The following is a 12,916-nucleotide window of genomic DNA, read 5'->3' as shown; positions in this document are numbered from 1 at the left end:
CCGCCGCAGAATGCGTTGTGTGGCAAGCTCTTTCGATTCCAGGCGTTGCGGGGCGGCGACTTTTCGTTTCCGGCGGCAATTTACCCCCGTGCTGATAACATTGCTGCGCAAATGAGCAAGGCCGATTCTCAACCCCATGACAGCGGGCCCGCGCCCTTGCGTCTGGCTTTCCTGACCGAGCTCTACCATCCGCACCTCGGCGGTCAGGAAGTCTTCTTCCAGGAGCTTGCCGAGGCATTGGTCCGACGCGGACACGCCGTCGACGTCTTCTGCATCACCCACGACGCGGCCCTGCCGGCCAGCGAATGGCTGAACGGGGTTCACGTCCACCGCACCCAGGGCAGTGGCGTCTACCCGCGGCCGGTGATTCCGTTCCTCCGCCGCAACTGGTCCGACATCTTCCGCTACAGCGCCGAGGTGCGACGGATCGCCCGCGACGGCGGGTACGACTTTCACCTGTTGAACCAGTGGCCGCTGTTCCACGTGCCCGCGCTGAGCAAGCGCGCGCGGGCGCGCAGCGCCATCCACTGGTGCGAAGTGCGCACCGCCGACCCCGTGATGATCCTGCAACGGGTCTTCCCGCGGATGGTTGCGACCAACTTCGCCGTCGGGGAGGCCGTCGCCGCCGAGATCGGTCGCCAGTCCGGTCGGGACTTCACGGTCCTTCCGAGTGGCATCGAACTCGACCGCTACCGATCGGTCGACCGCAGCACCCGCTCCGGGGTGCTCTACGTCGGACGCCTGGCCCCACACAAGAACATGCCGCTGCTGGTCGACGCGTTCGACATCGCCGTCGCCCGCGGTCTGGCCGGCGATCTGACCATCGCCGGTGACGGGCCGTCGCGCGCCGACGTCGCCGAGTATGCGAGCCGCTCGCCCAACACCGCGCGGATCAAGGTGCTCGGTTCGGTATCCGAGGCGCAGAAGATCGAACTCCTCTCGCACGCTTCGGTTCTGGGGATGCCCAGCACCCGCGAAGGGTTCCCCCGGGTGATCGCCGAGGCCATGGCGAGCGGGCTTCCCGTCGTCACGCCCAGCTTCGAGGAGAACGGCGGCAAGGACGTCGTGGCGCAGTACGGCGCCGGCATCGTGTGCGGCACCTCGGCTGCCGACCTCGCCGAGGCCCTGCTGGCCGCCGAAGCCGGCTGGGACGGCTTCTCCCGGGCCGGGCTCGACGGTGCGACGTCGTTGGACTGGTCGGGCATCGCGGCGACGTTCGAAACCCGGGTTCGGCAGACGATCTCGACATGACCTGTGACGGAAAACGATTCGAGGAGTGCCCATGCGCATAGTGGTGACCGGTGGTGCCGGCTTCGTCGGCAGGGAGCTGGTGCGCACCCTGCAGCCCAAGGCCGAGGTGTTGGTGGCCGACCGCCTGCGTTACGGCATGCCCGACTGGCTCGCGAGTCCACCTGACGGGGTTCGCTTGAGCCAAGTCGACATTCGCGACGCCGCGGCGATTCGCGGGGTGGTCGAGGAATTTCGGCCCGACGCGGTGATACATCTGGCGGCGATCCACTACATCCCGGAATGCGACGCCGATCCACCGCTCGCGGTTTCGACCAACGTCGTAGGCACCGTGAACGTGCTGGCGGCCTGCCCGCCCGGGACCCGCTTCGTCTTCGCCAGCAGTGGTGCGGTCTACGAGCCCGACGAGGCGCCGCATCAGGAGCTGGTGTCGTCGTTGAAGCCGGCCGACATCTACGGCATCACCAAGCTGCAGGGCGAGGCCTACGTGCGCGCGTTCGCCGCGGACCACGGCCTGTCATGCGGAATCGTGCGCCTGTTCAACGTGATCGGTCCCGGTGAGACAAACCCCCATCTGCTGCCCGCGATCATCGCCCAGTTGCGCGAGGGGGCGACGTCGATCGACCTCGGCAACACGTGGCCCAAGCGGGACTACATCGACGTTCGGGACGCCGCGGCCGGATTTGCCGCGGTCGCGATTGGCACGAACCCGCCCGGGGTGGCGTGCGAGGTGGTGAACCTCGGTAGCGGCCAGCAGTATTCGGTTGACGACATCCTCGGACGCATGCGGTCGGTGCTGGGCTTGACGTTCGAGGTGCGCCAAGATCCGAAGCGCATGCGGGCGGTCGACCGCCCGTTCCTGGGTGCCGACATCTCTCGCATCAGGGACGTCTTCGGGTGGGCCCCGGCCAACGACGTCGACTCCACCCTCGAACGGACCTGGGCCACCCCCGACTTCCTGCCGGACCTGCAGGGGCGGCTGACATAGCTGGGCACGCTCGGGTCGACCTGCTGTTCGACGCCCGACACATCCGCCAGAGTGGGATCGGCACGTACATCAGTACCGAATTGCCGCATCTGGAGTACGTCTTCGCCGAACGGGGGTTGGCCCTGGCCGTGCTCGTCGACCGGGACAAGATGCCAGAACTGCGGTCGACCACCGTGGTCGTCGAGTCCCGTCCGGTGAACGCGCCGATGTACTCCAGGGACGAGCAGCGAGCCTGGGACGTCGCGCTGAAAGCCATCCGACCCCGGGCGATGTGGGTGCCGCACTACCCCTTTCCGCTTACACTGCTGCGCCCGCGCAACCGGCGCACACGACTCTTCGTGACGGTGCACGATCTGCTGCACGTGCAGGCGGGTCATGTCACCGGCCAGAATTCGGCGTTCCGGGCCTACGCGCGCACCATGCTGAAGGCCGACGTGCGCAGGGCCACCAGGATCTTCACCCCGTCGCACTCGACCGCCGCGTCGTTGTCGGCGGTGGCTCCGAACGCGCCGGTGACGGTGACGCCCCTCGCAGTAGACGAAGCGTGGTTTGCCCCGGTCGACCCCGCCGCGTCGCCGGTGCCGGGGCGATACGTGCTCTACGTCGGAAACACCAAGTGGCACAAGAACTTGACGGTGTTGCTCAAGGCGTTCGGCGAGGTCGCGCAGGGACTGCCGCAGAACCTGGTGATCGCCGGCGGGGGTGCGTTGGTCAAGAACTCGGATGCCCGGGTCGACCAGCTTGCCGGCGACCAGGCGGACCGGGTGCGGATCGTCGGGCGGGTCGACTTCGCGGCCTTGCGTGCGCTGGTCGCCGGTGCGGACCTGCTCGTGATGCCGTCGCTGTACGAGGGGGTCGGGCTGCCGCCGCTGGAGGCGATGGCCTCGCATACCGCCGTCCTCGCCTCGGACATCCCCTCGCTGCGGGAGACGTGCGGCGACGGGGCCGAATACTTCGGCCCCCAGGATCACCGCGCGCTTGGCGAGCTGCTGCGCACGTACTGCACCGACGACGCCGCCCGGGCCGACCTTGCCGACCGCGGTCGGGCGCGTGTCACGCAACGGCAGTCGGGCATCTCGCTCACCGCGGCCGCCGAGGCCATCTGCGCCGAACTGGCCGGAGCATCAACGTGACCCATCCGAGGATTGGCATCGCGGTCACCACCGTCGGCCGCTGGGACGACCTTCGTCAATTGCTCGGCGACCTGTCCCGACAGACCCGACCGCCGCACGCGGTCGCGATCGCACACCACGATCCGAGCGCCGCCGGCGAGCTCGACACACTCGTGAAGTCGTTCGCCGACACGTTGGCGATCAGCACCGTCGTCAGTCCACGCGGAATCTCCAACGGCCGCAACGCCGCTGCCGCGCTGCTCGGCGACGACGTCGACTGGCTCTACTTCCCCAACGACACCAGCCGCGTCGCCGACGACTTCCTGGAACGCGTCGGCCGCTATGCCACGCCCCAGGTGACGGCGTGTGCGGTGCAGCTGGTCGACCGCGAGGGTGTTCGAAATGCGCTGCCGGCCCCGGGTTCTCCGTTGACGAAGCGCAACGTGTGGGGAGCGATCGAGCCGGCCACGTTATTCGAGCGCTACGCGTTCTACCAGGCTGGCCGGTTCAGCCCCGCGCTGGGATCGGGTGCGGACACACCATGGCAGGCGGGGGAGGGCACCGACCTACTGCTCCGCATGTCACTCCTGGACGCCTTCGCCGTCGAGTGGATTCCCGACATCGAGGTGCGCGCGCACACCGAGTTCTCCCACCTGACGCCGAGGGAACGCCGCCGCAAGATCCGCTTCTACGGGCGCGGTAGCGGTTATGTGTACCGCAGCTGGGACTATCCGGCCTGGGACAAGTTTCGGCACGTCTTCGGCGCCGCGCTGGCGCCGCTGCTGAAGCGCGACAAGTTCCGGCCGCGAGATGGGTTGGCGCTCATGGTCGGCCGTGCCGAAGGGGTGCTCGGGCGCGTGGCCGGCGGCGATCGGGATCACCGGGCCGTCGTCCGGTGACGACGTGGCGGCGACGGCTGGCGCAGGTGGTGTCGGTGCTGGTGGTCGGCGTCGCCATGGTGTCGTGCCAGGCGGCACCGCCGAAGGTCGAGACCGGGATGACGGTGCATTTGCGCGGTGCGGACGCGGCGTCCCTCTCCCGGCAGTTCGACCTCATGGCGGACATGCACGTGACCTGGGTGCGGGTGGACGTCGACTGGTCGGTGGTGGAACCCGGCCGGGGACAGTTCGATTGGACCTACCCCGACACACTGGTCGACGCGGCCACCGCTCACGGCATGAAGGTGCTGATCGTCGTGGCGTTCAGCCCGGCGTGGACACGCGCGGTCGCCGCCGACCCCGGTGCCGAACCCGCGGCCAAGGCCAGCCACCTTAGGCCCGACCAGATCTCCGACTTCGCCGACTTCGCACGGCTCGCCGCCGAGCGCTACGCACCTCGCGGCGTGGGTGGGTGGGAGATCTGGAACGAACCCAACAGCACCAAATTCTGGCCGCCGGCACCCAACCCCGACGAGTACGGCGGACTGTTCCGGGCGGCGGCATCGGCCATTCGCAGCGTCGACCCGAAAGCCACCCTGCTGATCGGTGGGCTGGCTCCGTGGTACGCCGGCCCCGAGGCGGGCGTGACCCCCACGGACTATTTGGAACGGCTCTACGCCAACGGCACGGCGCAACTCGCCGACGCGATTGCCGTCCACCCGTACAGCTTTCCTGGGCTGCCGATGGACGCGAGCCCGAAGAACATCATCGGCGGGTTCGCCGACCTACCCGCGCTGCACGGGGTGATGGTCAAACACGACGACGGCGACAAGAAGATCTGGGTCACCGAGTTCGGGGCGCCCACCGGAACCGGACCGAACGCGGTGTCGGAGGCCGACCAGGCAAAGGCGCTGGTGCAGGCGCACGACCAAGTCCTCGGCTGGGAGTGGGCCGGACCGCTGATCTACTACGAATTGGTCGACGGGGGAACCAATCCGACCGAGATCGAGGAGAACTTCGGCGTCCTCCGCGAGGACCTGTCCCTCAAGCCGGCGGCCATCGCGTTGACCGACGACGAGAAGGAGTGACGGTCAGTCCGGGACGTTCAGGAGGCGTCGGGTCAGCGGCCTGAACCGCTGCGGCACCTTCCCGACGAGGCGGCTCATCAGCTCCGGGTCGATCAGTCGCGCGACCGAGAGCAGCCGCAGGACGATCAAATACACGACGATCGCCGCGGGAAGCGACACCAACAGCGACACCGCCCCGCCCAACTCCGCACCAATGGCGTAGGCGACCGCGCCCTGTGCCACGGCGGCCAACGTGATGGCGCCCAAGGCCCGGTACGGCGGGGAGATGCCCAACCGTCGTGTCACGTACCAGGTTTCGATGAGGACGACCATCACCTGAACCACCCCTCGCGACCAGGCGGCGCCCATCAGTCCGAAGTGGGGAACCAGGAGGAAGCCGAGGGCCACCGTGCCCACCAGGCCAATCCCGTTGGACACCAGCAGGAACCCGGTCTTACCCATGCTCTGCAGCAGATAGAACGTGGTGACGCCGAGGCTGCTGACCGCCGCGGCGATCAGCAGAACCGACGCCACGGGGCCGGCGTCGGTGAACTCCGCCCCGAAGAACGCGGGCACCAGTACGGGAGCGATCGCCGCGAGGCCGAGGCACAGCGGCAGGATTACCACTGCCAGTAGTGCGGTGATCGTGCGGTACAGCCGTTGCATGTGTTCGTGCGCGCCGAGCCCGAATTGCTCGCTGAACCGGGGGAGCAGCGCGGACAGCAGCAGGGGCGGTAGCTGCACCGCCACTTCGGCGATGGTCGCCGCCGCCGCGAACAGGCCGACGGCGGCGAGGCCGGTGTAGTGCTGGAGGAAGACGATCTCCGTCCGGCCGAACACCAGGCCGCCGATCACCGCGGTCGCCCAGCTGGGCAGGGCAAACCTGATGACCTGACGCCGAAGATCCTGGCTTACCGCGGGTTTGGTGCGCAGCAGCCCGAAGGCCCTTGCTGCCGGCAGGAGGTTACCCGCGACGTAACCGGCGAGTGCGCCGGGAATGCCGAACAGCCAGGCGCCGAGCCCGATCACCACCAGCTTGAGCAGCGCCGAGACGCCGGAGAGGCGGGCGAGTTCACCGAATCGCTGCTCGCCTCGCAGATAGAACAGGTAGAGGTCGGCGAGCTTCCAGCAGATGAACCACGTCACTGCGAGCGCGATCACCACGTCGTGGGACGAGGCGGACGCGCCGTCGGTCGCGCTGCGTCCCGGCCAGAACAGGTAAGCGAACAACAGCAACGCCCCGATGACGGCGGCACCGACCGACCACCGGGTGGTGGCGCCAACCAGCCCGTCCGCTTCGGCATTTCGGCCCTCGGCCCGAAGGTTCGGGATGAACCGTTGCTGAACGATGCTGATGCCGAGGCCGGCCAACATCGAGGCCAGCGTCACGCACCACACCACGTAGGCGAGCACTCCGAGCTGGTCGGGTCCGAGGAGTCGGGCCGTGATCGCGTTGCCGATGAAACCGGCGAGTGCGACGGAGGCGCCGGAACCGAAGCCGAGGAGGGTGTTGCGGACGAAGCTGGGGGACATCAGCGGAACACGGCCCTGAGCCGTCCCCGGCCCAATTTCAGGATCGACTTGGTGACGCTGGCCCACGCCAACGGGCCAGGGCGCCCACACCGCACGGCGGCGACAATCGAACGGGCAACGCCGCCAACGGAACCGGCCCCCAGGGCCGAGCCGACCGGCGAGGTCAACAGGTAGTCACCCCGCACGCGCTTCGACTCGTCGGCGAGTTCGCGGATGCCCCAGTCGATCAGCTCTTGGCTGCGGTCCACCCCGGAGCGGGACAGTGATCCCGCGGTCCATATGACGTCGACGAGTGGCTCGGGCACCTGGATGATCGGCAGGTCCGGGAAGGCGCGCCGGACTTCGATCAGCCATTTGGGGTCGTCGTGAATCGAGCCTGCGGCCACTGACATGGGCACCGTCCGCGTCAACGCGGCGGGAAAGATCAGGGTCGACGTCTGGACCATGTTGTACGCGCGCTGCTCGCGGAACTCGAACAGGAAGGGCGCCACCCGTTCGTCGCGGGTGATGGGGGTGCGCGGCCCGACGATCGGCTCGTCGTCGCCGACGTGCACGTGGAACCGGGACGCTACGATCCACTGGTCACCCGCCGGCGCGGCGGCCAGCTGCACTTCGAGTTTGTCGTCGTGCCACACGTCGTCGTCGTCGAGCAGCGCGATCACGTTGCCCGTAGCCGCCTGGACGCCAATGTGTTTGGCCATGCTGGCACCGACCCCGCCCGTCGTACGCACCACCCTTACGGCGGGGGACTCGGGCAGCGAAGGCTCGCAGTCGGCGTCCAGCACGACGACGATCTCCTTCGGAGGAAAGGTCTGCCGCAGGGCCGACTCGACCGCGTTCCGCAGGCTCGCTCGGCCGATGGTCGGAATGACCACGCTGACCTCGGGGGTCATGGCGTGAGCTCCTCGGCGCGGTCGCCGTGCCGATTCAGGATCAGCATCGCGAACACCATCCCGCTGATCGGAAAGAGTTGCACGTTCGGCAGCAGGGCCCACACGGCCTCAGTGGTCGCGACGACGAAGAATCCCATCAGGAATCCGAAGCAGGCGATCTGCTGGCTGGTGACGCGCAGCGAGCGCGCCGCGAGGATAGCGCCGAGCACGACGGGCACGAGCAGGGCGAACCCGACGAGACCCGACTTCACCAGGGTGTCGATCGCGAGGTTGTGACCGGTGCCGACGTAAGCCCAGGCGGCGACGTTGCCCGTCGACTGGGCGTCGGTCATGAACCAGTTGACGCCCAACCCCAGGATCGGGGACGTTCCCCACTCGACGATGCTCGCCGCCCAGATCCCCGCTCTGTCGGTGAATGCGCTTGGATCCCAAGGCAGGAAGGGGATGACCACCATGGCGGTCGCCCCCGTCAGGGCGCCGACGGTGCCCGCCAGCCGAACGGAGATCACGCGCCGGACTGCGCACGCCGCCCACCAGATCAGGACGACCAGGCAGGCCAACACCGCCGTCCGCGACGCCGACAGGACGGCGGTGGCGAAGATGATCGTCGCGCACACGACTCGCCACCGGTTTGCGTCGACCAGTGGAACCAGCGCAAACGCTGCGGCGCAATACATTCCGAGGACGTTGCCGTGGCCAAACGGGCCGGCCAATTCCCACCCGGGAACGATGGCCTTCACCGACACGACGTTGTACATCATGTAGTCGGGGATGACGAGGCCGCCGATGATCGAGTAGACGCCGATGCAACTGACGATGATCGGTAGCCACTTCAGCTGGGTGATCGAGGCGCCGGTGTTCCAGAGGGCGAGGACCATGGTGTTGGCCAGCACGACCTTGATGAGGTCTGCCGGCGCGGGCACCACCGGGCTGATCAGATAGGGCACGTTCACCGCGAGTAGCAGGACGAGCACCCCGGCGAAGTGCCGGTTCGGGTGGCCGCGTTTGACGGCGACGACCGAACTGAAGAAGAGCAGCAGGGCCGAGCCCGCCAGGCTGGCAAGGTGCGCGAGCGGGAATTTCGACGAGGCGGCTTCGTCCTCGAGTGGCGGCAGGTCGGGGGTGTGCTTGACGTTGAGATGGGTGATGACTTCTGGCACGACGGCCAGCCCGATCGCCACGATGATCAGTGCCGCCAGCACACGCCGGTTCTGTCGAACGGTGGGCGTCCCGGATGCGACGACCCGGGTCGGCGCCGCCAGAAACGTGCGGGCCGACGCCAGCCGACCTGGTGAAGAATTCACTCCCAGTTCGGCTTTCGGCGCGGCGGCTACGAACGTAGTCCCGGGCTGGTGTCGTTCGGATCCGTTGATGCGTCGACCCGACTACTTCTCGGGCCCACTATGACGCCCATGGGCTGCCGGCGGGTCGGAAGGTGCACCCGGAGCAGGGGCGGTCTTGGCGTAGTAGGAATCGGCCGAGCGTCGCTTCGGTGCCGGCGTCATCGTCATGACCGAGCCGAGCAGGGGCGCCCCGGCCCGGGTCAGCGCGGTGATCGCCGGGACGAGTTGCTTGGCCGTGGTGTGGCCGAACCGGGCGACGACGACCACACCGTGCGCGTTGCCCGCCAGAAGCGCCGCGTCCTTCGCCAGCAGCGACGGAGAGTCGACTACGACGTAAGCGAAGCGACCCCCCAGTTCGCGCAGAAGTTCCTTGGCGGCTTGGGAGCCGAGTAGTTCGGTCGGATTGGCCGGCACCACTCCGGACGCCATCACCGAGACGCGCGGAAAGCGGGTCTCCTGCAGCGCTTCGTCGACGGTTGCGGCGCCCGTCAGAACGGTGCTCAGGCCGACCTGACCGTCGACGCCTAGGCAGGAGGCAAGCTGGGGACGTCGGAGGTCACCGTCGACCACTACGACGTCGCCGCCGGTTTCGGCGAGCGCCAACGCCAGATTGACCGCCGTCGTCGACCGGCCCTCGCGCGGCATCGGGCTCGCGACTAGCAGGACGCGGGGCCCGTCGGCGACCTGGAGGACCTGCAGGTTGACCCGCAGCTCCCGAAAGGCGTCGGCGAGCGTGGGACGATCGCCGCCGAACGCGATCAGCGGTCCCTCTTGCCGCTGCCCGTCGGCGGGGATGTTGCCGATTTCGCCGACGCCGGTGGCCTTTTCGAGCGCCTCGGAGTTTCTGATTCTGTCGTCCAGGAGGTATCGGACGATGGCGATGAGGAGGCCGATCAGCGCACCTGCAACTGCCGCGATCGCAACGAGTTGAAGCGTCTTGGGCGCCACCGGGGTGTCGGGGATGTTGGCGCGCTGCTGGACGACCACCCGTGCGTTGGGGCGAGCGCCAAGGTCGGGAGTCTCCAGTCCGGCTGCCATGATGACGAATTCGTCGGACAGCGTGTTGGCGATGTCGCGGGCCCTGGCGGCGGAGGTGTCGCGCACCGTGACGTCGATGAGGACCGTGTCCGTCGGCGCGGTGGCGGTGATCTCGTGCTGCAGCTCGGCGGCGCTCATGTCGAGGCCGAGCTTGTCCACGGTGCGCTGAGCGAGGATCTCGCTCGTCAGGAGCTGGGTGTAGGACAGGACGCGGCGTTGGGCGAACAGACCGCCGTCGTTGGTCTGGGTGTTGGTCCCGTCCGACGTCGTCGACACGAACAGCCGCGTCGAGGCCACGTACTGCTTGGGCACGAGTTGGGAGTAGCCGACCGCGGCCAGCACGGCGATGACGATCGTGCCGATGATGACGACCCACCGAGTGCGCAGAATTTGTGCGAAGTCCTGAACAGTCAAGTGCGATCCTTCATCGCTGATTTCCCCCTAGAGATTGCTACCTGCACGCCAACCGGTCGGCAATCGCGCAAGTTCGTGTGCACGCTATCCCACGAGGCAGGCCATTGCCGAGGGCACCGTCAATATGGGCGCCGCCATTGTCGGCGAGCGACGCATTGGGCCGGCCGTCCCGGTGCCCCGATGGTGGACACCCGCGATGCCGGGGCGAAAGGCGCTTGGCGTCATCGGCGTTCGTCCCGCCCGGGGGCGCGGCCTGCGAAATGTCGAGGTGTCGGCACGCAGTTCGCTGGCCGTCGAATAACGCGCCCACCGACGGTGTCCGCCGGTATAGTCCCAAAGCCCATTGCGATTACGTTGCTCGAAGAGTCCGAAAGTGGAATAGCGTGCACCCGGTGAATTCAGTCTTGCTACCCATTCGACGGCGCCTCCGAGCGAGGGGCCGAGCGGTGCTAGTGGCGACTCTGATTCTCCCGGCCCTGCTCGCCGGTTCGGTTGCCGGCTCGGCGCATGCGGCGCCCGGCGACCCGCCCCCGGCAGACGGAGCAGGGGTGACGATGGCCTGGCCCACCCTTGGGCTGGCCACCGAGGTCTTTCTCGGACCCAACAGCAGTACGAGCTTTAGCGTGCCAGTTCCTTTGGGGCTCAACGCGTCCCGCTTGAGCGGGGTGTTTCACCTGCCGATGAACATCGGTGCCGGATACCTCGAGATCGACGACGGCGACGGCAAGCTCCTCGCCTCGGTCAACCTGCCGCCGGCGGGGGCCGCCGCGGTGGTCACTCCCTTCGACGTCGACGTTTCGGGGGCGCGGGTTCGGGCCTCGGCGGTTGACTTGTCGTTCACCGTCCGCCCGATCGACAGCGCAAATCAGTTCTGCGGCCCCCTGCAACAGCTGACCCTCAGTGATCTGGCGACCACGTTCACCGGGATCGAGCCTCCGGCGACGACGATCGCCAGCTTTCTGCCACCGGTTCTCGAGCAGGTGACGATCTACTCGCCCACCGACGCCGACGCCTCCGAACAGCAGTCCGTGCTGACGCTGGTCTCCACGCTGGCTCGGCTCTACAACCCGCAGCCGCTGAGGATCACCGTCGTCAGCCAGCGCCGCGGCTCGATCCCTCCGCCGAGTGCGCAGCTGGCGCGCTCGATCGTCGTCGAGACCGGCGACCCCGGCCTCAGCGTCGAAAAGCCCGGTGACCCAGGCGCGTTCCTCCGCGTCTCCGGTCATGGCGACGAACTGACCACCCAGGTGTCACTGCTCATCAACGAGCTCCAATCGCTGGCACAGGTGGCATCGGTCCGGATCGACCAAGCGGGATCGGACACTGAGCCGACGGGCGACACGGTGACGTTCGGTCAGCTGAAGCTCAATGGCAAGGCGGACGTGCTTCGGACCGCCAACTTCTCGATCGGTGTCGACCGCGCCACGCTCGGCGGTGGTCGCGTCGACGGCGTTTCGGTGCACCTGTTGGCCGACTACACGCCCGTGCCGCGCGACGACGCGGCAGCGGTGATGATTCGTTCCGGCGGAGTGGTCGTCCACCGCGCGACACTCGACGACACCGGAGTTCTCGACGCGACGTTCGACCTGGACGCCACGACGCTGGGCCAGGGGATCAACCTCGACTTCGCGCTGACCTACACGCCGCACGAGGCGTGTGGACCGCTGATGGCTCCCATCACCTTTCAGGTCAACCCGAAGTCGACGATGACGCTGCACCGCGGTGGTCCGCCGCTTGGCGGGTTCAGTGGCCTTCCCTCGGAGTTCAGCCCTGCCTTCCTCGTTGCCCTCGACGGCAGCAGCCCCAACCAACTCGGCTACGCCGCCCGGGTCGTCGGCGCCGTCGCGCGGCTCACCGGCAAGCAGTTGATGCCACAGGTGGTGGATGTCAAGACCGCCGCCGACGCGACCACGGGCGCGCTGATCGTCGCCAACGCCGAGGCCATGGGCAAGACGTCGCTGAATCCGCCGCTCAGCGGCAACGGCAAGGAGGTCGACGTCGCCCTTCCCACCGCGCTGCGGGCGGACGTCGGCGACGGGCTCGGTTCGATCCAGGCCTTCGCCGACGCGCCACGCAACCGGTCCGTCGTCCTGGTGACGACCACGGGGTCGTGGACACTCGTGGACCCACTGTTCACCTACCTCGGCGGGCTGGGCGGCGGGTGGTCGCAACTGACTGGCGACGTTCTCGCCGCAGGTGCGGCAGGCACCCCGGTCAACGTCGCGGTCCGCACCGCCGAGGACCCGACGGAATCGGCGCCGCCGTCGGCCGAGTCGCACGCGTCGGTGTCCAGTGGGACGACGATCGCGGTGGCCGTGGTGCTCGTCCTGGCGGTGCTGGCGGCGGTCATCCTGTGGCTGCGTCGGCGCCGGACCACGTAGGAGGGAAAATCGTCTTGAGCT

General features: G+C 68.1%; 10 protein-coding genes. 6 read left to right on the top strand and 4 right to left on the bottom strand.

The window, feature by feature from the left end; all coding sequences use genetic code 11:
* Positions 1-111: 111 nt before the first annotated feature.
* From ASD37_RS08320 to ASD37_RS08300, 5 genes are all read left to right on the top strand, one after another.
* Positions 112-1,251 carry a glycosyltransferase family 4 protein gene (locus tag ASD37_RS08320; RefSeq protein WP_235568023.1) on the top strand — a complete coding sequence of 380 codons (1,140 nt, stop codon included), beginning with the start codon at positions 112-114 and terminating at the stop codon, positions 1,249-1,251.
* Between the two features lie 31 nt (positions 1,252-1,282).
* Entirely contained in the window at positions 1,283-2,236 is a 954-nt protein-coding gene (locus ASD37_RS08315) for an NAD(P)-dependent oxidoreductase (RefSeq protein WP_056550513.1), read from the top strand.
* Between the two features lie 80 nt (positions 2,237-2,316).
* Complete coding sequence (locus tag ASD37_RS08310) at positions 2,317-3,369, top strand: glycosyltransferase family 1 protein (protein WP_235568022.1); 1,053 nt, start codon at positions 2,317-2,319, stop codon at positions 3,367-3,369.
* Entirely contained in the window at positions 3,366-4,247 is an 882-nt protein-coding gene (locus tag ASD37_RS08305; protein ID WP_235568021.1) for a glycosyltransferase family 2 protein, read from the top strand. Before ASD37_RS08310 ends, ASD37_RS08305 begins: the two co-directional genes overlap by 4 nt.
* Complete coding sequence (locus tag ASD37_RS08300) at positions 4,244-5,314, top strand: cellulase family glycosylhydrolase (protein WP_235568020.1); 1,071 nt, start codon at positions 4,244-4,246, stop codon at positions 5,312-5,314. Before ASD37_RS08305 ends, ASD37_RS08300 begins: the two co-directional genes overlap by 4 nt.
* A 3-nt stretch (positions 5,315-5,317) precedes the next feature.
* Here ASD37_RS08300 and ASD37_RS08295 read toward each other — a convergent pair whose 3' ends face one another.
* From ASD37_RS08295 to ASD37_RS08280, 4 genes are all read right to left on the bottom strand, one after another.
* Positions 5,318-6,826 (bottom strand): lipopolysaccharide biosynthesis protein, encoded by a 1,509-nt coding sequence (locus tag ASD37_RS08295; protein WP_056550512.1) that lies wholly within the window; start codon positions 6,824-6,826, stop codon positions 5,318-5,320.
* Positions 6,826-7,719, bottom strand: a complete 894-nt coding sequence (locus ASD37_RS08290; RefSeq protein WP_056550508.1) for a glycosyltransferase — start codon at positions 7,717-7,719, stop codon at positions 6,826-6,828. Before ASD37_RS08290 ends, ASD37_RS08295 begins: the two co-directional genes overlap by 1 nt.
* Positions 7,716-9,023 carry an O-antigen ligase gene (locus tag ASD37_RS08285; RefSeq protein ID WP_056550507.1) on the bottom strand — a complete coding sequence of 436 codons (1,308 nt, stop codon included), beginning with the start codon at positions 9,021-9,023 and terminating at the stop codon, positions 7,716-7,718. The genes ASD37_RS08290 and ASD37_RS08285 overlap by 4 nt, the downstream gene beginning before the upstream one ends.
* A gap of 81 nt (positions 9,024-9,104) precedes the next feature.
* Positions 9,105-10,514 (bottom strand): polysaccharide biosynthesis tyrosine autokinase, encoded by a 1,410-nt coding sequence (locus ASD37_RS08280; RefSeq protein WP_056550505.1) that lies wholly within the window; start codon positions 10,512-10,514, stop codon positions 9,105-9,107.
* A 452-nt stretch (positions 10,515-10,966) separates the two neighbouring features.
* Here ASD37_RS08280 and ASD37_RS08275 point away from each other — a divergent pair, with 452 nt between their 5' ends.
* Positions 10,967-12,895 (top strand): hypothetical protein, encoded by a 1,929-nt coding sequence (locus tag ASD37_RS08275; RefSeq protein ID WP_235568019.1) that lies wholly within the window; start codon positions 10,967-10,969, stop codon positions 12,893-12,895.
* Positions 12,896-12,916: the final 21 nt, after the last annotated feature.

Origin of the sequence: Mycobacterium sp. Root135 (assembly GCF_001426545.1) — a bacterium.
Taxonomy (GTDB): Bacteria; Actinomycetota; Actinomycetes; order Mycobacteriales; family Mycobacteriaceae; genus Mycobacterium.
Note: the sequence above shows the minus strand (reverse complement) of the source record. Positions and strands in the feature narration are given on the sequence as shown.